Here is a 23,468-nt window from a genome sequence, read left to right on the forward strand (position 1 = left end):
TCATAAATGATTGGGGCCGCTTTGCGCCCCTTCGCGGGCTTGCCCGCCCCCACCAGTACAGCGCCACATTCAAGGGCGGCGCGATACCTGTGGGAGCGGGCAAGCCCGCGAAGGGGCGCAAAGCGGCCCCAAACACAGCACCGATGGATCAGCGCTTGTCTTCAACCTTCCAGGCATTGCCGTCGTAGAACGCCTTCCAGCCGGTCGGCTTGCCATCGACCTCGGACTGCACATACTGCTCCTTGGTCTTGCGGCTGTAGCGGATCACCGCCGGGCGGCCATCCGGGTCTTTCTGCGGCGCATCGCACAGGAAGTGGTACTTCGGGTCGATCTCATGCTTGTGCGGCACAATCTCCAGCACCAGCGGCGCACGGGTTTCGCGGTTCTTGGGGAACTGGCTGGCAGCCAGGAACAACCCGGAAGCACCGTCGCGCAGCACGTAGGTATCGTCAACCTTCTCGCACTTGAGCTCCGGCATGTCCACCTTGTCCATCTTCGGTGGCGCCGCCTCGCCGCTCTTGAGCAGCTTGCGGGTGTTCTTGCACGTCGGGTTGGTGCAGCCGAAGAACTTGCCGAAACGGCCGGTCTTCAATTGCATCTCGCTACCGCACTTGTCGCACTCCAGGCTCGGCCCTTCGTAACCCTTGATGCGGTAGTTGCCTTCTTCGATCTCGTAACCGGCGCAATCCGGGTTGTTACCGCAGATGTGCAGCTTGTGTTTCTCGTCCAGCAGGTAGGCGTCCATCGCCGTGGCGCAGATCGGGCAACGGTGCTTGCCCAGCAACACGCGCGATTCCGACTCGCCCTCGTCGTCAGCGGCAATCTCGTCGCCCGGCACCAGGTTGACGGTAGCCTTGCAGCGCTCTTTCGGCGGCAGGCTGTAGCCAGAGCAACCCAGGAACACACCCGTAGAAGCGGTGCGAATCATCATCGGCCGACCACATTCCTTGCACGGAATGTTGGTCATGGTCGGCTGGTTGGCGCGCATGCCGTCTTCGCTGGACTCGGCAGTCTGCAGCTTTTTGCTGAAATCGCCGTAGAACTCGTCGAGCACGTTCTTCCAGTCACGCTCGCCCTGGGCCACGTCGTCGAGGTTCTCTTCCATGTCGGCGGTAAAGCCGTAGTCCATCAGGTTGGAGAAGCTCTCCGACAAACGCTCGGTGACGATGTCGCCCATCTTCTCGGAGTAGAAGCGGCGGTTGTGCAGCGTCACATAGCCACGGTCCTGGATGGTGGAAATGATCGCCGCGTAGGTCGATGGGCGGCCAATACCGCGCTTTTCCATTTCCTTGACCAGGCTGGCTTCGGTAAAGCGTGCAGGCGGCTTGGTGAAGTGCTGGCTCGGGTCGATCTGGATCAGCTTGAGTGCTTCACCCTGCACCATCTCTGGCAGCACGTCGTCTTCGCCGGGCTTGCTCTGCTGTGGCAGCACACGGGTGTAACCGTCGAACTTGAGGATGCGGCCCTTGGCACGCAGCTCGAAATCGCCGGCAGCGACGGTAACGCTGGTGGACAGGTACTGCGCTGGCGGCATCTGGCACGCCAGGAACTGGCGCCAGATCAGCTCGTACAGGCGCTCGGCGTCACGCTCCATGCCGCTGAGCTTGGTCGGGTGGGTATTCACGTCAGAAGGCCGAATCGCTTCGTGCGCCTCCTGGGCGCCCTCCTTGCTGCCGTAAACCAGTGGCGCCTCCGGCAGGTACTGCTTGCCGAACTCCCGCTCGATGTAGCTGCGTGCCATATCCAGGGCGTCAGCCGACAGGTTGGTCGAGTCGGTACGCATGTAGGTGATGTAACCAGCTTCGTACAAGCGCTGGGCCATCATCATGGTTTTCTTCACACCGAAGCCCAGGCGGTTACTGGCCGCTTGCTGCAAGGTGGACGTAATGAACGGTGCCGATGGCTTGCTGCTGGTCGGGCGGTCTTCGCGCTTGACCACGCTGTAGCTGGAAGCCTTGAGCTTTTCCAGCGCAGCCATGGCCTGAGCTTCGTTCAGCGGCTTGAAGGCCTCGCCCTTCTCGCGCGCCACCTCGAAACGCACCTTGGCGTTCTTGGCGGTGCCGAGGTCGGCGTGGATCTCCCAGTACTCTTCCGGGATGAACGCGCGGATCTCACGCTCGCGCTCTACCACAAGCTTTACCGCTACCGACTGTACACGACCAGCGGACAGACCGCGGGCAATCTTGGCCCACAGCAGCGGCGAAACCATGTAACCGACCACGCGGTCGAGGAAACGCCGAGCCTGCTGGGCGTTGACCCGGTCGATGTCCAGCTCGCCTGGCTGCGAGAACGCTTCCTGAATGGCCTTCTTGGTAATTTCGTTGAACACCACGCGCTTGTAGCGGGTGTCGTCACCCCCGATGGCCTCGCGCAGGTGCCAGGCAATGGCTTCCCCTTCGCGGTCCAAGTCGGTTGCGAGATAGATGGTGTCGGCATCCTTGGCCAGGCGGCGCAGCTCTTCGATCACCTTTTCCTTGCCAGGCAGGATCTCGTACTTGGCCTTCCAGCCATGGTCGGGGTCGACGCCCATGCGCGCCACCAACTGGCGGCGGGCCTTCTCTTTCGGCGAAAGCGCCGGCGCCTCACCCGCAGCCTTGCCACGCTTGGCGGCCGGCTCTTTGCTCGCGCTGGCCGAACCGCTGGTGGGGAGGTCTCGGATATGGCCGATACTCGACTTCACCACGTACTGGTTGCCCAGGTACTTGTTGATGGTCTTGGCCTTGGCCGGGGATTCCACAATGACCAGCGATTTGCCCATGGATCGGAGTATTCCTGAATCTGAAGATAAAAAACGCGCCAAGTGCCAGACGCGGCACCGCTATATATAGTGGCAAAAGTGTGAGGTCAAGCTCGGACGATCACGCGTGCGACTTGCCCAGCAACCCGGGCAGCCCCTCTTCGGCCTTGACCAAAGCAAAGCGTGGCACCTGCTCGCCGTCAAATTCGACGGACTCCTGGAACATCGACAGGGGACGTACCCAGAAGCTGTAATCACCATACAGGCATTGGTAGAACACCATCCACTCTTCGGTTTCGGAGTGCCGCGCAACACTGAAGACACGGTACTCAGGCCCTTTGTAATGCCGGTATACGCCTGGTTGTATCTGCATGTTGCACACCTCCTGAATAAAACCTGAAAAAACAAAACCGGGGCACTAGGCCCCGGCTGCTGTCCCGCTACGCGATCAGACGCGTTCGAAGACAGTGGTGATACCTTGGCCCAGGCCGACGCACATGGTCGCAACACCCAGCGTACCGCCATTTTGCTTCATGACGTTGAGCAGGGTGCCGGAAATCCGCGCCCCGGAGCAACCGAACGGGTGGCCCAAAGCAATGGCGCCGCCGTGCAGGTTAACCTTCTCATCCATCTTGTCGAGCACTTTCAAGTCTTTCAGCACGGGCAGGGCCTGTGCAGCGAAGGCTTCGTTGAGCTCGATGAAGTCGATATCGGCCATGGTCAAGCCCGCACGCTTGAGGGCTTTCTGGGTCGATGGCACCGGGCCGTAGCCCATGATTGCCGGGTCGACACCGGCCACGGCCATCGAACGGATCACCGCCAATGGCTGGATACCCAGGTCCATGGCACGCTGACCGGACATGACGATCATGCACGAGGCGCCGTCGGTGATCTGCGACGAGGTACCAGCCGTGACCGTACCGCCTTTCGGATTGAACGCAGGCTTGAGCGACGCCAGGCCTTCGAGGGTGGTTTCCGGGCGAATGGTTTCGTCGAAATCGAACACCTTCAGGAAGCCGTTCTCGTCGTAGCCCTGCATCGGGATGATCTCATCCTTGAACTTGCCTTCGACCGTGGCCTTGTGGGCCAGCTGGTGCGAGCGCAAGCCGAACAGGTCCTGCTGCTCACGGGTAATGCCGTGCATCTTGCCAAGCATTTCTGCAGTCAGGCCCATCATCCCGGAAGCCTTGGCGGCATGCAAGGACAGGTGCGGGTTGGGGTCGACGCCGTGCATCATGCTGACGTGGCCCATGTGCTCCACGCCACCCACCACGAACACATCACCGTTACCGGTCATGATCGCCTGGGCAGCCGTGTGCAGGGCGCTCATGGACGAGCCGCACAGGCGGCTGACGGTCTGCGCCGCAGAGGTGTGCGGGATCGGGGTCATCAGCGAAGCCATACGGGCGATGTTCCAGCCCTGCTCCAGGGTCTGGTTGACGCAGCCCCAGATCACGTCCTCGACTTCTTTCGGGTCGACCTTGCCGTTGCGTTCCAGCAGTTTGCTGATCAGGTGCGCCGACATGTCTTCAGCGCGGGTATTGCGGTGCATGCCACCCTTGGAGCGGCCCATTGGCGTGCGACCGAAGTCGACAATCACCACGTCTCTTGGATTCAGGCTCATATCAAATCTCTCGCTCTAGCTCGTTGACCGCTCAGTTGAAGAAGCGCTGGCCGTTCTTGGCCATTTCACGCAGCTTGGCGGTCGGGTGGTACAGCGGCCCCAGGTCGGCGTACTGATCGGCCAGGGCAACGAATTCGGCCACACCGATCGAGTCGATGTAACGCAGCGCACCACCGCGGAAGGGAGGGAAACCAATGCCGTAGACCAAGCCCATGTCAGCTTCGGCGGCGGTTTCGACGATGCCGTCTTCCAGGCAACGCACGGTCTCAAGGCACAGCGGGACCATCATCCAGTTGATGATGTCTTCGTCAGTGACTTCACGCTGCTCGAACACGATAGGCTTGAGCACGTCGAGCACGGTGGCATCGAAGACCTTCTTCGGTTTGCCGCGCTTGTCGGTTTCGTAGGCGTAGAAGCCCTTGCCGTTCTTCTGGCCCAGGCGGTTGGCCTCGTACAGCGCATCAACGGCCGAGCGACGCTCGTCCTTCATGCGGTCCGGGAAACCTTCGGCCATCACATCGCGGCCATGGTGACCGGTGTCGATGCCGACCACGTCCATCAGGTAGGCCGGGCCCATCGGCCAGCCGAACTTTTCCATGACCTTGTCGATGCGCACAAAATCGACACCGGCGCTGACCAGCCTGGCGAAACCGCCGAAGTAAGGGAACAGCACGCGGTTGACCAAAAAGCCCGGGCAGTCGTTGACCACGATCGGGTTCTTGCCCATTTTCTTGGCGTAGGCCACGGTGGTGGCGACCGCCACTTCACTGGACTTCTCGCCACGGATCACTTCAACCAGCGGCATCATGTGCACCGGGTTGAAGAAGTGCATGCCGACGAAGTTTTCCGGGCGTTTGAGCGCCTTGGCCAGCAGGTTGATGGAGATGGTAGAGGTGTTGGAAGCGAGGATCGCATCGTCCTTCACCTGGCCTTCCACTTCCGCCAGTACCGCTTGCTTGACCTTCGGGTTCTCGACCACAGCCTCGACGACGATGTCGACATTGGCGAAATCGCCATAGGACAGGGTCGGGCGAATGGCGTTGAGGGCCTCGGCCATCTTGGCCGGGGTCAGGCGGCCCTTCTCGACGCGGTTGCCAAGCAGCTTGGAGGCCTCGTTCAGACCCAGCTGAATGGCTTCCTCGCGGATGTCCTTCATCAGGATCGGCGTACCTTTGACCGCCGACTGGTAGGCGATACCGCCGCCCATAATGCCGGCGCCGAGCACGGCGGCCTGCTTCACGTCGTGGGCGATCTCGTCATGCGCCTTGGCCTTGCGCTTGAGTTCCTGATCGTTGAGGAACAAGCCGATCAGGCTCTCGGCGACCGAGGTCTTGGCCAGCTTGGCAAAGCCTGCTGCTTCGACTTCCAGGGCCTTGTCGCGACCGAAGTTGGCAGCTTTCTGGATGCTCTTGATCGCTTCGACCGGGGCCGGGTAGTTCGGGCCGGCCTGGCCAGCGACGAAGCCCTTGGCAGTCTCGAAGGCCATCATCTGCTCGATGGCATTGAGCTTGAGCTTTTCCAGCTTCGGCTGGCGCTTGGCCTTGTAGTCCAGCTCGCCACTGATGGCACGCTTGATCAGGTCGAGGGCACCGGCCAGCAGCAGCTCAGGGGCGACCACGGCGTCGACGGCCCCCACTTTCAGGGCATCTTCGGCACGGTTTTCCTTGCCGGCGGCGATCCACTCGATGGCGTTGTCCGAGCCGATCAGGCGCGGCAGGCGCACGGTACCGCCGAAGCCCGGGTAGATACCCAGCTTGACTTCCGGCAGGCCGATCCTGGCGTTGGTGGACATGACCCGGTAGTCGGCCGCCAGGCACATTTCCAGGCCGCCGCCCAGCGCGATGCCGTTGATGGCGGCAACGGTCGGCACTTCGAGGTCTTCGAAGGCGTTGAAGATGCGATTGGCTTCCAGGTTGCCAGCGACCAGTTCGGCCTCAGGCAGCTTGAAGTTGTCGACGAACTCGGTGATGTCGGCGCCGACGATGAACACGTCCTTGCCACTGCTGACGATCACGCCCTTGACCGAAGCATCGGCCCGGATGGCATCGACGGCCTGGCGCAGCTCGTTCAGGGTAAGGCGGTTGAACTTGTTGACGGACTCACCCTTGAGGTCGAACTTGAGCTCGACGATGCCACTTTCAAGAGCCTTAACCGTGATGGCTTTACCTTCGTAAATCATCAACTGATCTCCACGATATGGAAGCTGAACTGTACACGCCGATCGCTGCAGCAGAAGCAGGCCTAAGCTGCCTTGCCCCAGGCACACCCGTCAGCGCGCTAGTCGGAAGTATGGCTTGGCGTCATGACATACAAACGCTCAATTCATACGGCCGTTTGATTTGGGTGTGCACACATTCTCCGAAAAGATGGGCGTTGTCAAATGCTCACGAGCACGGCGAAAACGCGACTTTCCAGTCATTTTCTATCGTCCGGGTACAAAACATGATGACAGTGATCGCCGGTCATTCATGTCAGCGATTGACCACAAGCATCGGCTGATTGCTTTGCGCTTGCGCGAAGAGCCAAGGCGACTACACTGGCACTTGCTTGAATGAATAACCCGGCCTGCCTGGCCTTTTCTGCGCAGCAGAACGCAAAGCGGCGACTTGGCACCCCACCCCTTCAGGGTTATGCCGAGCCGCCGCTTTGTCGTTACAGAACAGATTGACCAGCCTGGATGCCCCGTAGGAGCGGGTTTACCCGCGAAGCAGGCACCGCGGAGTTTGGCACCGACTCTGCCGGTGTTCGCAAGTGAATCCGCGCCTACAGAGGCCGCGTATGGGCGGCGCTCAAGCCAAGGTTTCGAGGGCGTAGGCAACATCCTGCAACACAGCAGTATCGCCGCGCTCGGTCCAGTACAGGGCAATCATCCGCGCATCGGCCTCGACCTTGTACACACTCGCCGGCAAACGCGACAAGGCGCCCATGAAGCGTGGGTCTTCGCAGGGTTCGCGCCACTGGTTCCACCACACCCCGGGGCTGACCTGCCAGAAGCTGAAGCTGTCCTCATGCCCACGGCGCCGGGCTCGGTGATACTGCGGGCAAGGGCTTGGCGGCTCCTTTTCCAGCCAGTGCGGCCACTGCTGCGGCGCCAGCTGCATGGCCAAACCCATGCGCCGCGCCTCCAGGCGCAACTTCATCTGCTCGCTCTGCTTGCGCGAGCTGCGCAGCCAGGAAAGCGGACTGAGAATCAGCGCAAGGATTGACACCACCAGCAATACCGTCATATCAGTAGTTCCCATAAAGCGTTGCAAATGAGCTGGTTAGCCATTTTTCACGGTAGACCCGCCCTAAAGCGACCATACTTCTTCTATCGCGATTGTCAGGAGTACCGCTCATGCAATACGAACATTTGTTGGTCGCCGTCGACCTGACCGAAGAATGCGACCCGGTGATCAAGCGCGCCATGGCGCTGGCAGAGCCTTCGAAAGCCAAGGTATCCCTGGTGCACATCGTCGAGCCGATGGCCATGGCCTTCGGCGGTGACGTACCGATGGACCTGTCGCAGCTGCAACAGCAGCAGTTCGACCAGGCCAAGGAGCGCATGGACCGGCTGTTCAACAAATACCCGGAAATCAACCGCGGCGACTCGCACCTGACCTACGGCCAGCCTCGCCAGGAAATCCACCAGTTGGCCAAGGACCAGAAGTGCGACTTGATCGTGGTCGGCAGCCATGGCCGTCACGGCCTGGCATTGCTGCTGGGCTCCACGGCCAACGATGTGCTGCACGGTGCGCCGTGTGACGTGCTGGCGGTACGCTTGCTGAAGAAGGATTGACTGGACCTGAACCGGCCTCTTCGCGGGCAAGCCCGCACATACAAGGGTATGGCACCCCCTGTAGGTGCGGCTTTACCCGCGAAGAGGCCGGAACAGGCTAACGCCCATCAGCCTTCCAGCTCAGCCCAGCGCTCTACCAAGACATCCAGCTCGCCCTGCAGCTTCTCGATCCGCGCCAGCACCGCCGAAGTTTCTGCAATCGGCCGCTGATAGAAGCCCGCCGCATTCACTTCTTCCTGGGCTTCAGCCATACGCTGCTCCAGCTCATCGATCTGCCCCGGCAGCATCTCCAGCTCACGCTGCAGCTTGTAGCTGAGCTTCTTCTTCGAAGCTTCTTCCACCACCGGCGCCGCAACAGGCTCAGGCTTGGCCTCGACCTTCTCCACCACCGCGCTGTTGAGCGCAGACTTACCGCCCTTGCTCTCGGTCACGCCCAGCAGCTTCGGCGAGCCGCCCTGGCGAATCCAGTCCTCGTAGCCGCCCACATACTCACGCACCTTGCCCTCGCCTTCGAACACCAGGGTGCTGGTCACGACGTTGTCGAGGAAGGCCCGGTCGTGGCTGACCATCAGCACGGTGCCCTTGTAGTTGGACAGCACCTCTTCCAGAAGCTCGAGGGTTTCCACGTCCAGGTCGTTGGTCGGTTCGTCGAGCACCAGCAGGTTGGCCGGCTTGCTGAACAGCTTGGCCAGCAGCAGCCGCGCACGCTCACCACCTGACAGCGCCTTGACCGGCGTGCGCGCACGCTGGGGACTGAACAGGAAATCGCCCAGGTAGCTCAGCACGTGGCGGTTCTGGCCATCGATCTCGATGAAATCACGGCCTTCGGCCAGGTTGTCGATCACGGTCTTTTCCAGGTCGAGCTGGTGGCGCATCTGGTCGAAATAGGCCACCTCAAGCTTGGTGCCGCGCTCCACTTTGCCCGCAGTGGGCTCAAGGTCGCCCAGCATCATCTTGAGCAACGTGGTCTTGCCAGTGCCGTTTGCGCCCAGCAGACCGATGCGATCCTGCCGCTGCAGGACCATGGAAAAGTCCTTGACCAGCAGGGGGCCGTCCGCGTGATGGAAGCTGACATTCTCCAACACCATCACCTGCTTGCCGGATTTGTCCGCGGCTTCGATCTGGATGTTGGCCTTGCCCTGTCGTTCACGGCGCTCGCCACGCTCCACACGCAGGGCCTTCAGTGCACGCACGCGGCCTTCGTTGCGGGTACGGCGGGCCTTGATGCCCTGGCGGATCCACACTTCTTCCTGGGCCAGGCGCTTGTCGAACAGCGCGTTGGCGGTTTCTTCGGCGGCCAGTGCGGCCTCCTTGTGCACCAGGAAGCTGGCATAGTCACCGTTCCAGTCGATCAGGCCGCCGCGGTCCAGTTCGAGGATACGGGTGGCCAGGTTCTGCAGGAACGAACGGTCGTGGGTAATGAACAATACCGCGCCGTTGAAGCCACGCAGGGCCTCTTCAAGCCAGGCGATGGCACCGATGTCCAGGTGGTTGGTCGGTTCGTCGAGCAGCAGCAGGTCAGGCTCGGACACCAGCGCCTGGGCCAGCAGTACGCGGCGGCGCCAGCCACCGGACAGCTCGGCCAGGGTCTTGTCGGCCGGCAGCTGCAGGCGGCTGAGTGTGCTTTCCACCACCTGCTGCAGGCGCCAGCCGTCGCGGGCTTCCAGCTCGTGCTGGACGTGCATGAGTTTTTCCAGGTCTTCATCGCCTTGGATGTTCATGCTCAGGTGGTGGAACTGCGCCAGCAACTCGCCCACGCCGTCCAGACCAGCGGCTACCACGTCGAACACCGTGCGCTCGTCGGCCACCGGCAGCTCCTGTGGCAACTCACCGATCTTCAGGCCAGGGGCACGCCAGATTTCGCCGTCGTCGCCCTTCTGCTCGCCCTTGACCAGGCGCAGCATGCTCGACTTGCCGGTGCCGTTGCGGCCGATGATGCACACCCGCTCGCCACGAGCGATCTGCCAGGACACTTTGTCCAGCAGCGGCATGGCGCCGAATGCGAGGGACACATCGCTGAATTTGAGCAGGGTCATGTTCGTCTCCATAAATCGGGCGCGCATTCTACCTGACTTGGCCCCCGACGGCATCCGCCAGGCCAACCGGTGGGCACCTGGCGACATCTGGTCGAACTTAATATCCCGATACAAGCACAGTGCTTTCACCCACTGCCGGCAAACAGCTAAGCTAAGGCAATAGCTTTCAACAGTGCTGGCTCCGCCGACACTTCCCATGGTTCAACTGCCCGGACGTATCATGCGCAGCCGCCTGTTACATATCGCATCCTGCCTGCTGCTTACCGCTGCCACCAGCGCGGCGCAGGCCACCGACCTGACCCTGCAACGCCAGTACTATGACGAGGCCAAGCGAGCGCTGGCCAAAGGCGACAAAGGCCCGTACCTGCGCTATGCCCAGGCCTTGAGCGACTACCCGTTGACGCCCTACCTGACCTACGACGAACTCACCGCCCGCCTGAAAAGCGCCAGCAACCAGGAAATCGAAGGTTTCCTGGCCAAGCATGGCGACCTGCCCCAGGCCAACTGGATGAAACTGCGCTGGTTGCGCTGGCTGGCCGAACGCGGCGAGTGGGATACCTTCGTCAAGTACTACGACCCCAAGCTCAACTTCACCGAACTGGACTGCCTCAACGGCCAATACCAGCTCAGCCACGGCCTGCGCGCCGAAGGTTACGCCACCGCCGACAAACTGTGGAACGTCGGCAAATCGCAACCTGCCGCCTGCGACACGCTGTTCGCCATGTGGGCAGCCGAAGGCCAGCTGACCGAGGCCAAGCGCTGGGAACGCACCAAGCTGGCAGCCCAGGCGCGCAACTACGGCTTGGCCAACACCCTGGTCAAGACCCTGACCACCCTCGGCCCGCAGGGGCGCCTGCTGATCGACGTCGCGCAGAAGCCCGAGCTGCTCAACCAGCCGTCGCGCTTTACCCCGGTCAACGAGGCCATGTCCGACGTGGTCAGCCTCGGCCTTCGTCGCCTGGCCCGGCAGAACCCCGAGCGGGCCATGGCACTGCTCGACGATTACGCCCAGCGCATGCACTTCTCGGGTGACGAAAAGGTGGCCATCGCCCGCGAAATCGGCCTGACCCTCGCACGCCGCTACGACCCACGCGCGCTCGACCTGATGACCCGCTATGACCCCCAGCTGCGTGACAACACCGTCAGCGAATGGCGCCTTCGCCTGCTGCTGCGCCTGGGCCGTTGGGAGGACGCCTACGAGCTGACCAAGCGCCTTCCCCAGGACCTGGCCAGCACCAGCCGCTGGAAGTACTGGCAGGCTCGCAGCCTGGAGCTGGCACAGCCAAACAATCCGCAGGTCCCGCTGCTTTACAAGGCCGCAGCGCGTGAGCGTGACTTCTATGGCTTCCTCGCCGCCGACCGGGCACAGACACCGTACCAGCTGAACAACAAGCCGCTGCTGCTGAGCCCACAACTGGTCAAGAAGGTCCGCAACACGCCCGGCATCCAGCGCGCACTGGAATTTCACGCCCGCGGTCAGATCGTCGACGGCCGCCGTGAGTGGTACCACGTCAGCCGCCACTTCACCCGTGACGAGATGGTTGCGCAGGCACGCCTGGGCTATGAGCTGCGCTGGTACTTCCCGGCCATCCGCACCATCAGCCAGGCCCGGTACTGGGACGACCTGGACATCCGCTTCCCCATGGCCCACCGCGACACGCTGGTGCGTGAAGCCAAGGTTCGCGGCCTGCATTCGAGCTGGGTATTCGCCATCACTCGCCAGGAAAGCGCCTTCATGGAGGACGCACGCTCACCCGTGGGCGCCAGCGGCCTGATGCAGCTGATGCCGGCCACCGCCAAGGAAACCGCACGCAAGTTCAGCATCCCGCTGGCCTCACCGGCGCAAGTGCTGAACCCGGACAAGAACATCCAGCTGGGTGCGGCCTACCTGAGCCAGGTACACAGCCAGTTCAACGGCAACCGGGTGCTGGCTTCGGCAGCCTACAACGCCGGGCCCGGGCGCGTGCGACAGTGGCTCAAAGGGGCCAAGCACCTGAGCTTCGATGTATGGGTGGAGTCGATCCCGTTCGACGAAACGCGCCAGTATGTACAGAACGTGCTGTCGTATTCGGTGATCTACGGGCAGAAGCTGAATTCACCGCAGCCATTGGTGGATTGGCATGAACGGTATTTCGATGACATGTGATTGCTGTTGAGCCTGTACCGGCCTCTTCGCGGGTGAACCCGCTCCTACAAGGGTTACGCGGTCGTTGTAGGAGCGGGTTCACCCGCGAAGAGGCCGGCACAGGCAACACACCTATTCCAGGATTTCTACTTCCATCCCAACCTCCAGCCACCCACTGCCATCCACAGCCAGGTTCTGGCCGAACAGCACGTCGCCTTCTTTTTCGCGGAAAGTCTTCAGCGTAGCCATCGGCTCACGGTCAGCGCTACGCTCCCCGGTGGCTGGATCGATGGTCGTGAAAATGCACCGCACACTGGGCTTGAGCACGCGAAACGCCAAGCTGCCGATGCGAATCCGCTTCCAGCCATCCTCGGCAAACGGCTCCGCGCCCTGCACCACCAGGTTGGGCCGAAAGCGCCGCATCGACATGGGCCGGCCAATACGCCGGTTAAGCTCGTCCAGCGAACCCTGCCCAATCAGCAGCAAGGGGAAACCATCCGGAAACGCCGCACGGTCACTGTTGAAGCCGTAACCATTGGGCAGGTAACGCGCACGCTGCTCCGGGCAATGCACCAGGCGTACGGCTTTGCCCAGCAACTCACTCAACCAGGCCGCCGCGGCATCGCCAGCGTCCGGCACACGCAGGGTATCGCGCCAGATCGTCACACCGCGCAGGGCGTCATCGGCAGGCGGTACAGGCACCCGCAACGGCGCCTGTCCAGGGGCTTGCAGCAGCAACTGGCCGCTGTCGTCATCGCTCGCGTCGATCTGGCCAAGTTGTGGCCAGGCACGCTGGGTCAGGAAGCGTCCGTTTTCTTCCTCGACCACCATCCAGCGCCGGTCGCCTTGCAACCCCAGCAACCCCACCGGTGATGCCTTCAGGCTTTGCGCCTGCCCCGACTTCACCGGGTATCGATACAACTCACTGAGAAACATCCCTGCTGCCTCGCTTCATGCCAAAAGCCAAGCTTATACCTGGCCGGCACAACGTTCACGCAGCGGTGGTATCCAGCAACAGGCGCTGCTTGACCACATCGACCAGGCGATCAGGCTGGAACTTGGAAAGGAAGTTGTCACAGCCCACCTTCTTCACCATGGATTCGTTGAAACTGCCCGACAGCGAGGTGTGCAGCACCACATAGAGCTGGCGCAGACGGGCATCGCTGCGGATCTCGGTGGTCAGCCGATAGCCGTCCATTTCCGGCATTTCTGCATCGGTGAACACCATCAGCAGCTTTTCGCACACGTCTTCACCGGCGTCGGCCCAGCCCTTGAGCATGCGCAGCGCCTTCAGGCCATCACTGGCCACATGCAGCTTCATGCCCAGCTGGGACAAGGTATCGCGCAATTGCGCCAAGGCCACACTGGAGTCGTCCACCAGCAGCACTTCGCGGCCGCGGGCGCGGGCCAGCACTGGGTCGGCGAGCTTGTCGCCAGAAACCCGGGCGTTGTAGGGCACGATTTCGGCCAGCACTTTTTCCACGTCGATCACTTCCACCAGCTTCTCATCCACCTTGGTGATGGCAGTCAGGTAGTGCTGGCGACCGGCACTGGAAGGCGGCGGCATGATCGACTCCCAGTTCATGTTGACGATGCGGTCGACACCGCCCACCAGGAAGGCCTGCACCGAGCGGTTGTATTCGGTGACGATGATGGTGCTGTCCGGCCCCGGCTGTAGCGGGCGCATACCGATCGCCTGGGACAGGTCGATCACCGGCAGGGTCTGCCCGCGCAGGTTGACCACACCGCAGACATAGGCGTGGCGCTGGGGCATCAGGGTCAGCTTGGGCAGTTGCAGTACTTCCTGCACCTTGAACACGTTGATCGCGAACAGCTGGCGACCGGCCAGGCGAAACATCAGAATTTCCAGGCGGTTCTCACCCACCAGTTGCGTGCGTTGGTCTACCGTGTCGAGAATGCCAGCCATTGGAAAGCCCCCAGGCTTGAGTCGAAAAAGGTGAAATCATTTACCCTGTATCGGCGGCTTCACGCACACCTTGACCCTTGCGGGAAAATGCCGCGCGGATAATTGATATCACTTTACCATCATGCTTTACTGCCGACACGCCGAGGCAAATCAGGGCACGGCAAAAGTTCCCTACCCTAGCCTTTGATCAGGGAAACCCTTAGCGGCAATCGGGTGCAACCTGATGTTCGCGATATCCTTTAGCCATTAATGTGACGCCATTCTCATTGCATGAATGGAGTCAGGCTTTTGCTAGCTATCGTTTCGGCGTGCCCGCCCCCTGCGCCTACCCCACGCGCGGGGACTTGATGATGGACACTGCCTTATCGTTCGATGACGCCCTGCAGGGCTTTCTGCTGGATGCCCAGGTACTGCTGACCCAGGCCCAGGAATGCCTGCAGCATCTGGAGCTTATAGACAATGACCCGGATGCCTGCAGTTGCCTGAACAACACCCTCGACACTATCGCCCGTCAAGCTACGCGCCTGGGCCTGCGTGAAGTTGCCCACTACACCACCTCCCTGCAACAGTTGCTCGCCCCGGCCTGTCACGGTGGTTGCCTGCAGCGTGAAGCCCTGCCCGCGATAGGGGCGTGCCTGACCTTGCTGGCCTGGCAGTTGGAGCTGGTCGATAGCCGTACAGGGCGACTGAACCTGGACATCGGTGAGCAACTGGTGCTGCTGGGTGAACTGGCCAAGGTCGTACAACCCCCCTTTGCGCCAGCCTGTGCGTCCTGCGATGAAGAAGGCAACGCGTGCATTCACCCGCACAGTGACGCGGCAACCAGCCCCCTGCCCAACCGCTCTAACCGCATGCATTAACCTGACGCAAAGTGCAACTAAGCAACTTTATTGAAACCCGACCATGGTCGAACTTTGAAAGTTCACCAGGCTTTCGGTGCATGCCGTTGAATCATTGTCGCGCTAGTTACAGCACAAGTGGGTACAGCGCGATTAAAGGGTGGCACTTTGCTACCCGAAAGCGCCCGACCAGTAGGCGTTTCAACGCGTTACCCGGCCGCGACCGATGCAATGCAAAGTGGTAATATGCGCCCCCACAAACGCTTGCGACCGGAACAACGGTGGCAGGAATACGTGTTCAAAAAAACAACGAAAGTACTGCGCCAAAGCCTCTGAGCAGCATTGTGCAAGGCCTCCATCAGCAATACTTCAGTGGCCTCCCTACCTATGTTTCCACGCTTGAAGACTTCTTTGCATTGCTGCTCCCGCGCCGCCGTGCTGCGCTGGGCAACGGTCGGGCTGTGCGTGGCCTCACTGATTGCCAACATGGCGCTGTACCTGGCCAACCAGGCAATCCCGGCCAGCCTGCTGGTGCTGCAGTTGGTCGCCACGCTGGGTGCTGTTGTACAACTGGGCCTGGGCGCCAGGTCGATCCACCTGCGCCCGGCCGAGCTGGCCGAGCGCATGCTCAAGGTACAAGAAGACGAGCGCCAGCATCTGGGCCGGGAACTGCACGACGACATCGGTCAACTGCTCACCGCTGCCAAGCTGCAACTGCAGTGGCTGCAACGGCGCATGCCCGACGAGTTGCAGGGGCACTGCGACGCCCTGCGCAGCACGCTGGATGACACCCTCGGTAACGTGCGCGATGTTTCCGCGCTGCTCAACCCCCGGCAGTTGGCCAGCCTTGGCCTGGAAGCCAGCCTGCGCGCACACCTGGTACGCACCCTGGCCACCAGCGGCGTGCACTGGAGCCTGGCGTGCAACCAGCGCCTGGGCGGCATCGACGAAGCCGTGGCCATGGCAGTGTTCCGTATTACCCAGGAGGCAGTGACCAACATGCTGCGCCACGCCCAGGCACACAACCTGGTCATCCGCCTGCAACGCACCCCTGAAGGGCTGTCGTTGTCGATCCAGGACGATGGTCGTGGTTTCGCTCCTGCCCGGCACCCGGCCGAGGCCGGTCAGCGCGGCCTGGCCGGCATGCAGGAGCGGGTAATCGCGCTGCAGGGCAGCCTCGACATCACCAGTCAGCCTGGCCGAGGCACGCAGATCGAAGCGATGTTCCCGTGGTCCCCGCGCACCCAGCAACGCGCCAGGAGTATTACCAACCATGACCTGTAGACTACTGCTGGTAGATGACCACTCGCTGATCCGCGCCGGGGTGCGTGCACTGGTCTGCGATATCCCCGGCTATGACGTGGTCGGCGAAGCCGACGACGGCAACCAGCTACTCGACCAGGTACGCACACTGGCGCCCGACATCATCTTGCTGGACATTTCCATGCGTTCGACCAGCGGCCTGGACGCCCTCACCCAACTGCGGGCCAGCGGCAGTACCTGCAAGGTGCTGATCCTGTCCATGCACACCGATCCGGACCTGATCATGCGGGCCCTGGAAAGCGGCGCCCACGGCTACCTGCTCAAGGACACCAGCGCCACCGAGCTGGAACAGGCGCTGGGTGCCGTACGCCACGGTGAGCGCTACCTCAGCCCGGCCATCGCCCACACCGTCATCAACCAGGCGCTGCGGCACACCAAACAAGGCAAGCCGAGCGCTGGCGAACGGCATAATCTGACGTCACGGCAACTTGAGATCCTGCGCCTGATCGTGCGCGGCAAGTCCACCCGGGAAATCGCTGCGGGCCTGGGCCTGTCGATCAAGACCGTGGAAACTCACCGCTCGCAAATCATGAAGCGCCTGCAGATTCACGACGTGGCCGGCCTGGTGCTGTTCGCCGTACGCGAAAAAATCATCAGCCTGGATGACTGAGCAACGGCGACCCGGCCGGCAGGTGCAGGTGCAACGCCGCCGGCCTTGCCTGAAAGCGCAGGCTGGCAGCCTGCAACGGCTCGCCATCGAGATTGATGTCCAACCCTTGCGAACTCTTGATCTCGACCCATGGCAGCCTGGCCCGAACGAACAGGCCGTCACCGCCCAAAAGGTCCCGCAGAGCCCCCACCACTTCCTGTGGTGCAGGCAGAATAGCGACGTCAAGCAAACCGTCGTTGACCATGGCTTCGGGGCACAGCACCTGCCCGCCCCCAGCCTGTCGGCCATTGCCGATACCCAGCGCCAGCAAATCCCCTTGCCAATGGAAGCCTGGCCCCTGTAGCTCCACCGAAGCCGCCTGTAGCTCACTGAAGCGGGACAACCCGGTGAACAGGTAAGCCGCAGCGCCCAGCACTTTCTTGAGGTCTTCGGAGGTATTGGCGGTGACCTGGCTGCCAAAGCCTCCCGTGGCCATGTTGAGGAACAGCTGATCGCCAGCCTGCCCCAGGTCTATCGGTTGTGGCGCGACATTCAGCAAGGCCAGCGCCGATGCCGGCTCCAAGGGGATGCCAGCGGCTTTGGCAAAATCGTTGGCCGTACCCAAGGGCAACAAGGCCAGGCTGGCCTGGGTAGCGGCCAGGCCCATGGCCTCGGCCACATCACGCAACGTGCCGTCCCCGCCACCGGCGACGATATGGCTGTAGCCCGCTGCCAGTGCCTCGGCGACCAGCCGTTGGGCGTCGCCCGCCTCCCAGGTAACCCGTACATCCAGCACCCAGCCGCTATCGCGCAGGTCGCCCACGGCGCTGCGCACGTCTTCGTTCATCGCCTGCTTGCCGTGCAGCACCAGCATTGCCTTGCGCCCTTGCATGTGCGCGTCTCCGTAAAATGGACCACCCCCTATCTCGACCACTGGCCTGCGCGGATCGTTGCATGGCCTGGAAAAAACATTGGGCCGGCGCCACGCCTGCAACTGATCGCGTCGCCGGTCATTTTTTCCACACTTGGCAATCCCGGCTATGCTCAGCAAATACCCCTATTGCCATGGACGCGCCCGGCAGTGGCTCCCCCACTGCTGTCAACGGGCGCGTTTTGCTATCTGCAGCCTTTTGCGAGGACTTTGGGTCATGCGCATTCTCTGGACACTGCCCTACCTGCCTTGGCCGACCACCAGCGGCCACAAGACCCGGCAATACCATCTGCTGCGTGCACTGGCCCAGCGCGGTCACCGGATCACCCTGCTGGTGCAGTCGAAAATCCCTCTCAGCGACGCAGCACGCGAGGCCCTCGAGCCACTCCTCGAACGCCTGATCGTGCTACCCCGCAGGCCGCTGCACAGCCCACTCAACCTGCTGGCTTCCCCCATCATCGACTACCCCATGCGGGCAATCATCAATGGCCTGGCACCTTGCTTGCGGCACCGGTTCGAGCAACTGCTGGACGAACCCTGGGACGTGATCCAGATCGAGCACAGCTACAGCTTCCAGCCGTTCGAAAAAGCCCTGCAGGCTCGCAGGCTGCCCTTCATGCTTAGCGAGCACACCCTGGAGTCGGTAATGGGCGGTGCCTGCCACGATCGCCTGCCGCTGTGGCTGCGCCCGCTCAACGCCTTCGACCGCTGGCGCTACCGGCGCTGGGAGCACCGTGTGCTGCGCCAGCCCACCGAACTGGTGGCTGTCAGCGCCCACGATGCCGAGCTGATCGCGCAGATCAGCGGGCGCCCGGTGAATGTGGTGGTCAACGGCGTGGACTGTGATTTCTACCAACAGGTGCAACCTGCGCTGCACAGCCAACGTCTGTTGTTCGTCGGCAATTTCGAATATGGCGCCAATCTGGAGGCCATCGAATGGGCACTGGACGACATCATGCCGAAGGTTTGGATGAGCAACCCGGCAGTGCGTCTGGCGATCGCCGGGCATGCCATGCCGGCCAACTGGAAGCTTCACTGGAACGACCCACGCATTGAATGGTTCGGCTACCGCCCCGACCTGCGTGAACTGCAACGACGTTCCGCGCTGTTCTTTGCCCCCCTGCGTTATGCCGGTGGCTCGAAGGTGAAAATCCTCGAAGCGATGGCCGCCGGCTTACCCGTGATCACCACCGACAAGGGCGTTTCAGGCCTGACCGTGAATAACGGCGAGCACTACGTGGGCAGTGACGACGGTGACCAACTGGCATTGCTGATCACCCAGTTGCTCAATCAACCCTGGCGCATGAGCCAGTTGAGCGATGCCGGGCGCCAGTTTGCCCGCCAGCGCCACGACTGGAGCGTGGCAGCCCAACAACTGGAGAATGTGCACATACGCCTGACCCAGGCGGCACCGGCCGAGGCCGCGCCGCTGGCCAGTGCCTGGCTGGGCCGCTCAGCCAAGTAGCTCGCTGAAGGGGATGAATGGCACGTTGTCGCCCTGCTTCGGCGTGCTGCCTTCACGCACTTCCACCAGCCCCTGCGCCCAAGCGGCGCTGCGCAGCACACCCGAGCTCTGGTTCTTGTAGATGCGCACGCGGCCCTGTTCGATGCGCGCGCGCAGGTATTCGCGGCGCGTACCCGGCTTGGGCCAGTCAAACCCGGCCGGCATGTCGAACCGCAACGGCGTGACGTCAATCACCCCCTGACGACGCAGCAGGTAGGGCCTGGTCAGCAGACCGAAGGTGACCAAGGTCGAGGCCGGGTTACCCGGCAAGCCAATCACCGGCACGCCCTGGAAGTGGCCGAAGGTCAGCGGCTTGCCCGGTTTGATCGCCAGCTTCCACAACGCCAGTTCGCCAGCCTCGCGCAGGGCAGCACCGAGGTAGTCGGCCTCGCCCACCGAGACACCTCCGGTGGACAGAATCAGGTCTACGCCACCCAGTTCAGCCAGGCAGGTGCGAGTGCGCGCCAGGTCATCCGGCAGGATGCCGGCATCGACCACTTCGCAACCCAGCCGCTGCAACCAGCTGACCAGCAGCCTGCGGTTGCTGTTGTAGATCTGCCCGGGCCCGAGCGGCAGGCCTGGCTCGACCAGTTCGTCGCCGGTCGACAGCACTGCCACTTTCACCTTGCGCACCACGTCCAGACGGCCATGCCCCAAGGTCGCCGCCAGGCCGAGTTCGATCGGCCCAAGGCGGGTGCCGGCGCTCATCACCTGCTCGCCTTTACGGGTTTCCTGGCCTTGAGGGCGTATGTTCTGCTCGGTGCGCAACACTTCGAGAAAGCGCACCCGGCCATCTTCGAGCACTTCGGTGTTTTCCTGCATTTCGACGCAGTCGGCCCCCTCCGGCACAGGCGCACCGGTGAAGATCCGCGCGCAGGTACCCGGTTGCAGCGGCTGGGGCGCATGACCGGCGAAAATACGCTGGCTGACCGGCAGCGGCTGGCCCTGCCAGTCAGCCAGGCGCAAGGCATAACCGTCCATGGCGCTGTTCGGCCAGGGCGGCAGATCGAGCGAGGCCACCAGGTCGGTGGCCAGCACGCGGCCCTCGGCTTCGGCCAGCGGCAGGTTTTCGGTCTCGCGGATCGGTGCAGCTTCGGCCAGCGCCAGCAGTTGCTCCAGCGCCTGTTCCACCGGCATCAGCGGCCGGGCCTGGCTGACCTCAGCCACGGCTGTCACAGGCCGCTGCCTGCTTCAGGTGCGCCACGAAGTTGCACGGGCGATGACGGGCATCGAGCTGCTCGGCCAGGATGCCATCCCAACCGGTGCGCACAGCGTTGGTCGAGCCCGGCAGGCAGCACACCAGCGTACCGTTGGCCAGCCCGGCCAAGGCTCGCGATTGCACGGTGGAGGTGCCAATGTCGGCCACGGAAATCTGCCGGAACAACTCACCAAAGCCGTCTACTTGCTTGTCCAGCAGGCAGGCCACCGCCTCGGGGGTGCTGTCGCGGCCAGTAAACCCGGTACCGCCCGTAATCAGCACCACTTGCACGTTGTCATCGGCGATCCATGTGGCGACCTGGGCCCGGATCTTGTACAGGTCATCCTTGAGCAGCACGCGCTCGGCAAGGCGGTGACCGGCGGCGCTCAGGCGGTCGACGAACATCTGGCCAGAGGTGTCGGTGTCGAAGGTACGGGTGTCGCTGACCGTGAGCACGGCGATGCTTAGCGCCACGAAGGGGGTATCTGCCTTGGCTTTCATGGGTGTCCGTCACAACAGGATGAGATGGACGCAGTTATATCACAGCCCACCTTTTCCAGCGTTGCCCCCCTCAGCCTTGCCTTGGGTCAAGAGAACGAATTAATCGCTATGCTGCACTTGGAGTGAACTTGCACTAACGTCCTGCGTCATAAATGTCATCTAGCACCATCGCACTTGGAGAAACACGATGATCAAACGGACCCTACCCGCCTTCCTGCTTGCCTTGGGTTTGGGCGCCCTTGCTGGCTGCTCGACCCCAACCGTCATTACCCTGAACGATGGCCGGGAGATCCAGGCGACCGACAAACCGTCCTACGATGAAGACTCTGGCTTCTATGAATTCGAGCAACTCGACGGCAAGCGCACACGCCTGAACAAGGACCAGATCCGCACCGTCAAAGAGCTCTGATCAAGGCCCCGTTCAGGCTATGGCCCTTTAAACAACAAGGGCTTGCGAGCAAAAACGGGATGCAGTAGGATTTTGTTCATCGGAGTGTAGCGCAGCCAGGTAGCGCGTCTCGTTCGGGACGAGAAGGCCGCAGGTTCGAATCCTGTCTCTCCGACCAAATCCTTGTCAGAAAGCCCGCCATGTGCGGGCTTTTTGTTGTGTGCGAAAAATACGTCAGTGCGCGGCTTCAGCCTCGATGGGCACCTGCAACTCCTGCAAACCGAGTCAGGCGCTCAGGCGGGAGGTGACTTCGCCCAACTGCCCTGACAAACCATGCAGGCGCTGCCCCGCCTGCTCGGTATGCTGCACCGCTTCCTGGTTGGCCGTGGCAATCCGGGTAATTTCGATCAGGTTGCGCGAGATATCTTCGGCCACGCTGGTCTGCTCCTCGGCCGCTGTGGCGATCTGCCGGTTCATGTCGCGGATCGCCTCCACCGCCTGGGTGATACGTTGCAGCATCTGCCCGGCCTGCTCGACCTGCTCAGCCCCTTCCTGGCTACGTTGCTGGCCACTTTCGATGGCCTTGACCGCCTCCACAGCCCCCGACTGTACCGCCTCGATGATCTGGTGAATTTCTGCAATCGACGCTGCCGTGCGCTGGGCCAGGCTACGCACTTCATCGGCGACCACTGCAAAACCACGCCCGGCTTCGCCAGCACGGGCTGCTTCGATGGCCGCGTTAAGCGCCAGCAGGTTGGTCTGTTCAGCAATGCCGCGGATCACTTCCAGCACTTTGCCTATCCGTGTGCTGTCATGCTCCAGATCGCGAATTACCGTTGCCGTGCCGGCGATTTCGCGGTTGACCAGCCCGATGATGTCGATGGTCTGCTGCATCACCTGCTCGCCGGCCTGGGCGCTGTGGTCGGCGTCATCGGCCGCGCGGGCAGCCTCGGCGGCGTGGCGAGCGACCTCTTGGGCAGTGGCGGACATTTCGTGCATGGCCGTGGCTACCTGGTCGGTACGCTGGAACTGGTCATGAGTACCGCGGGCCATGTCACCGGCAATACTGCGCAACTGGCCGCTGGCACCTTCCAGCTCCTGAGCGTTGTCCTGCAGCCGGCCGACGGTATCGGCAAGGAAGTCACGCAGGGTGTTGGCCGCCCGCGCCAGACGCCCCAGCTCATCCTCCCGACGGCTGTCGACCCGGGCAGCAAAGCTGCCTTGGCTGAGCTGCGCGACGTACTCGATCAACTGGCGGATCGGCTCGATCAGGCTACGGTTGACCAGCCACAGGCTGAGCAGCCCCACCAGCACCGCAGAAGCCAGCATCACCAGCAGGCCCAACCATACCGTGCGCTCGGCACTGGCATTGATGCTGGCTGCACGCTGGCGAGCATCGGCGCGCAGTTGCTCGACCAGTTCGCTCATTTGCTCACTGGCGGCACGGTCCACGCCTTTGACCGCCCGGTCGCCCGCTACCGGGTCGCCGCCTGCCGCCAGGAACGCCTGGCGGCCTTGTGCATAGGCCTGGCCCAACTGGCGGTGGCTGTCGCGCAATTGCTGCAGCGACGCCTTGAGCCTGGCATCACTGTTGTCGATCAATTGCCCGAGCAGTTGTTGTACTTGCTCTTCGCGGGCCTGGAACTGCTGCCAGTACTTGTCCATTTCCGCAGGCTGGCGCCCTCGCAACAGCACGTTCTTCCATTCCTGCACCTGGATCTTGAACTGCAGGTTGGCTTCGTCAATCAATTGCGAGGCCCGCAGCGGCCCGTCGACCAGCTCGGCGTAGCCACGCACGCTGGACGACAGGAACTGGAAACACACCAGGGCGATCAGCAGCATCGCCAGCACACTGCCGCCGAGCAGCGAGAGAATTTGCACTCTGAGGGATTTACGCAACATCGAGGGTCTCGGAACCAGAGGGAGTAGGCAGAGGCCGCTGTACAGCCTCATTACTGGCAGGCCAAA

The 23,468-nt window shown here is 62.3% G+C and carries 19 protein-coding genes, 1 tRNA gene and 1 pseudogene; 8 read left to right on the top strand and 13 right to left on the bottom strand.

All coding sequences use genetic code 11. The features are described 5' to 3' along the window. Positions 1–148: 148 nt before the first annotated feature. The 5 genes from topA to PRJ_RS18880 all read right to left on the bottom strand — a co-directional run bounded on the left by topA (position 149) and on the right by PRJ_RS18880 (position 7,588). Complete coding sequence (gene topA, locus PRJ_RS18855; RefSeq protein WP_064492315.1) at positions 149–2,758, bottom strand: type I DNA topoisomerase; 2,610 nt, start codon at positions 2,756–2,758, stop codon at positions 149–151. A gap of 100 nt (positions 2,759–2,858) precedes the next feature. Then, the gene (locus PRJ_RS18860; protein WP_003248769.1) at positions 2,859–3,110 is read right to left on the bottom strand and encodes a DUF1653 domain-containing protein; all 252 of its coding nucleotides are present in this window, start codon (positions 3,108–3,110) and stop codon (positions 2,859–2,861) included. A 75-nt stretch (positions 3,111–3,185) separates the two neighbouring features. Next, complete coding sequence (gene fadA, locus PRJ_RS18865; protein ID WP_010953128.1) at positions 3,186–4,361, bottom strand: acetyl-CoA C-acyltransferase FadA; 1,176 nt, start codon at positions 4,359–4,361, stop codon at positions 3,186–3,188. A 31-nt stretch (positions 4,362–4,392) separates the two neighbouring features. After that, positions 4,393–6,540 carry a fatty acid oxidation complex subunit alpha FadB gene (fadB, locus tag PRJ_RS18870; protein WP_104962210.1) on the bottom strand — a complete coding sequence of 716 codons (2,148 nt, stop codon included), beginning with the start codon at positions 6,538–6,540 and terminating at the stop codon, positions 4,393–4,395. A 610-nt stretch (positions 6,541–7,150) separates the two neighbouring features. Further along, positions 7,151–7,588, bottom strand: coding sequence for a hypothetical protein (locus PRJ_RS18880; protein ID WP_003248762.1), 438 nt, complete (start codon positions 7,586–7,588; stop codon positions 7,151–7,153). Between the two features lie 110 nt (positions 7,589–7,698). Between PRJ_RS18880 and PRJ_RS18885 the strand changes: the two genes are divergently transcribed. Continuing rightward, positions 7,699–8,139, top strand: coding sequence for a universal stress protein (locus tag PRJ_RS18885; protein ID WP_014591782.1), 441 nt, complete (start codon positions 7,699–7,701; stop codon positions 8,137–8,139). Positions 8,140–8,246: 107 nt separating this feature from the next. On the opposite strand, the gene PRJ_RS18890 is transcribed toward PRJ_RS18885, so the two are convergent. Further along, positions 8,247–10,175 carry an ATP-binding cassette domain-containing protein gene (locus PRJ_RS18890; protein WP_014591783.1) on the bottom strand — a complete coding sequence of 643 codons (1,929 nt, stop codon included), beginning with the start codon at positions 10,173–10,175 and terminating at the stop codon, positions 8,247–8,249. Between the two features lie 220 nt (positions 10,176–10,395). Between PRJ_RS18890 and PRJ_RS18895 the strand changes: the two genes are divergently transcribed. Further along, positions 10,396–12,321 carry a transglycosylase SLT domain-containing protein gene (locus PRJ_RS18895; protein ID WP_104962212.1) on the top strand — a complete coding sequence of 642 codons (1,926 nt, stop codon included), beginning with the start codon at positions 10,396–10,398 and terminating at the stop codon, positions 12,319–12,321. 111 nt (positions 12,322–12,432) lie between these two features. On the opposite strand, the gene PRJ_RS18905 is transcribed toward PRJ_RS18895, so the two are convergent. Further along, positions 12,433–13,236 carry an MOSC domain-containing protein gene (locus tag PRJ_RS18905; protein ID WP_004577097.1) on the bottom strand — a complete coding sequence of 268 codons (804 nt, stop codon included), beginning with the start codon at positions 13,234–13,236 and terminating at the stop codon, positions 12,433–12,435. A gap of 55 nt (positions 13,237–13,291) precedes the next feature. Beyond that, positions 13,292–14,227, bottom strand: coding sequence for a chemotaxis protein CheV (locus PRJ_RS18910; protein ID WP_003248753.1), 936 nt, complete (start codon positions 14,225–14,227; stop codon positions 13,292–13,294). A 350-nt stretch (positions 14,228–14,577) separates the two neighbouring features. Here PRJ_RS18910 and PRJ_RS18915 point away from each other — a divergent pair, with 350 nt between their 5' ends. The 3 genes from PRJ_RS18915 to PRJ_RS18925 all read left to right on the top strand — a co-directional run bounded on the left by PRJ_RS18915 (position 14,578) and on the right by PRJ_RS18925 (position 16,999). Beyond that, a complete protein-coding gene (locus PRJ_RS18915) occupies positions 14,578–15,087 on the top strand; it encodes a histidine kinase (protein WP_104962214.1) in 510 nt (169 codons plus the stop codon). 366 nt (positions 15,088–15,453) lie between these two features. Beyond that, positions 15,454–16,350, top strand: coding sequence for a sensor histidine kinase (locus tag PRJ_RS18920; protein WP_020192587.1), 897 nt, complete (start codon positions 15,454–15,456; stop codon positions 16,348–16,350). Further along, positions 16,340–16,999: a response regulator transcription factor gene (locus tag PRJ_RS18925; RefSeq protein WP_010953120.1), complete on the top strand. Its 660-nt coding sequence runs from the start codon at positions 16,340–16,342 to the stop codon at positions 16,997–16,999. Before PRJ_RS18920 ends, PRJ_RS18925 begins: the two co-directional genes overlap by 11 nt. Here PRJ_RS18925 and yegS read toward each other — a convergent pair. Next, on the bottom strand, positions 16,983–17,870 hold the full coding sequence (yegS, locus tag PRJ_RS18930) for a lipid kinase YegS (protein WP_064492320.1): 888 nt from the start codon (positions 17,868–17,870) through the stop codon (positions 16,983–16,985). The two genes, PRJ_RS18925 and yegS, sit on opposite strands and share 17 nt — an antisense overlap. 256 nt (positions 17,871–18,126) lie before the next feature. Between yegS and PRJ_RS18935 the strand changes: the two genes are divergently transcribed. Then, on the top strand, positions 18,127–19,374 hold the full coding sequence (locus PRJ_RS18935) for a glycosyltransferase family 4 protein (protein ID WP_064492321.1): 1,248 nt from the start codon (positions 18,127–18,129) through the stop codon (positions 19,372–19,374). On the opposite strand, the gene glp is transcribed toward PRJ_RS18935, so the two are convergent. Together glp and moaB are read right to left on the bottom strand one after the other, a co-directional pair. Next, entirely contained in the window at positions 19,363–20,589 is a 1,227-nt protein-coding gene (glp, locus tag PRJ_RS18940; protein WP_104962215.1) for a gephyrin-like molybdotransferase Glp, read from the bottom strand. The genes PRJ_RS18935 and glp overlap by 12 nt on opposite strands. Then, on the bottom strand, positions 20,573–21,112 hold the full coding sequence (gene moaB, locus PRJ_RS18945) for a molybdenum cofactor biosynthesis protein B (RefSeq protein WP_014591793.1): 540 nt from the start codon (positions 21,110–21,112) through the stop codon (positions 20,573–20,575). The genes glp and moaB overlap by 17 nt, the downstream gene beginning before the upstream one ends. A gap of 187 nt (positions 21,113–21,299) precedes the next feature. On the opposite strand from moaB, the gene PRJ_RS18950 reads away from it, so the two are divergent. Then, positions 21,300–21,521, top strand: coding sequence for a YgdI/YgdR family lipoprotein (locus PRJ_RS18950; RefSeq protein ID WP_003248738.1), 222 nt, complete (start codon positions 21,300–21,302; stop codon positions 21,519–21,521). Between the two features lie 80 nt (positions 21,522–21,601). Next, positions 21,602–21,678 (top strand) — tRNA-Pro (locus PRJ_RS18955). A 107-nt stretch (positions 21,679–21,785) separates the two neighbouring features. Here the strand turns inward: PRJ_RS18955 and PRJ_RS30735 are convergent. After that, the gene (locus PRJ_RS30735) at positions 21,786–22,553 is read right to left on the bottom strand and encodes a methyl-accepting chemotaxis protein (RefSeq protein WP_370688774.1); all 768 of its coding nucleotides are present in this window, start codon (positions 22,551–22,553) and stop codon (positions 21,786–21,788) included. Positions 22,554–22,718: 165 nt separating this feature from the next. After that, a pseudogene (locus PRJ_RS30740) lies at positions 22,719–23,453 on the bottom strand (methyl-accepting chemotaxis protein); the annotation flags it as partial. Positions 23,454–23,468 lie beyond the last annotated feature (15 nt).

The sequence above is a fragment of the Pseudomonas sp. XWY-1 genome (genome assembly GCF_002953115.1).
In the GTDB taxonomy this organism is placed as follows: Bacteria; Pseudomonadota; Gammaproteobacteria; order Pseudomonadales; family Pseudomonadaceae; genus Aquipseudomonas; species Aquipseudomonas alloputida.

Bases quoted from the DNA above. Each gene is read 5' to 3' on its own strand.
- PRJ_RS18910 (WP_003248753.1), bottom strand. From the start codon at position 14,227: ATGGCTGGCATTCTCGACACGGTAGACCAACGCACGCAACTGGTGGGT.
- PRJ_RS18925 (WP_010953120.1), top strand. From the start codon at position 16,340: ATGACCTGTAGACTACTGCTGGTAGATGACCACTCGCTGATCCGCGCC.
- PRJ_RS18915 (WP_104962214.1), top strand. From the start codon at position 14,578: ATGGACACTGCCTTATCGTTCGATGACGCCCTGCAGGGCTTTCTGCTG.
- fadB (WP_104962210.1), bottom strand. From the start codon at position 6,540: ATGATTTACGAAGGTAAAGCCATCACGGTTAAGGCTCTTGAAAGTGGC.
- PRJ_RS18950 (WP_003248738.1), top strand. From the start codon at position 21,300: ATGATCAAACGGACCCTACCCGCCTTCCTGCTTGCCTTGGGTTTGGGC.
- PRJ_RS18860 (WP_003248769.1), bottom strand. From the start codon at position 3,110: ATGCAGATACAACCAGGCGTATACCGGCATTACAAAGGGCCTGAGTAC.
- moaB (WP_014591793.1), bottom strand. From the start codon at position 21,112: ATGAAAGCCAAGGCAGATACCCCCTTCGTGGCGCTAAGCATCGCCGTG.
- topA (WP_064492315.1), bottom strand. From the start codon at position 2,758: ATGGGCAAATCGCTGGTCATTGTGGAATCCCCGGCCAAGGCCAAGACC.
- fadA (WP_010953128.1), bottom strand. From the start codon at position 4,361: ATGAGCCTGAATCCAAGAGACGTGGTGATTGTCGACTTCGGTCGCACG.
- PRJ_RS18920 (WP_020192587.1), top strand. From the start codon at position 15,454: ATGTTTCCACGCTTGAAGACTTCTTTGCATTGCTGCTCCCGCGCCGCC.
- PRJ_RS18880 (WP_003248762.1), bottom strand. From the start codon at position 7,588: ATGACGGTATTGCTGGTGGTGTCAATCCTTGCGCTGATTCTCAGTCCG.
- PRJ_RS30735 (WP_370688774.1), bottom strand. From the start codon at position 22,553: ATGGCCCGCGGTACTCATGACCAGTTCCAGCGTACCGACCAGGTAGCC.
- PRJ_RS18905 (WP_004577097.1), bottom strand. From the start codon at position 13,236: ATGTTTCTCAGTGAGTTGTATCGATACCCGGTGAAGTCGGGGCAGGCG.
- PRJ_RS18885 (WP_014591782.1), top strand. From the start codon at position 7,699: ATGCAATACGAACATTTGTTGGTCGCCGTCGACCTGACCGAAGAATGC.
- yegS (WP_064492320.1), bottom strand. From the start codon at position 17,870: ATGCAAGGGCGCAAGGCAATGCTGGTGCTGCACGGCAAGCAGGCGATG.
- PRJ_RS18890 (WP_014591783.1), bottom strand. From the start codon at position 10,175: ATGACCCTGCTCAAATTCAGCGATGTGTCCCTCGCATTCGGCGCCATG.
- PRJ_RS18895 (WP_104962212.1), top strand. From the start codon at position 10,396: ATGCGCAGCCGCCTGTTACATATCGCATCCTGCCTGCTGCTTACCGCT.
- PRJ_RS18935 (WP_064492321.1), top strand. From the start codon at position 18,127: ATGCGCATTCTCTGGACACTGCCCTACCTGCCTTGGCCGACCACCAGC.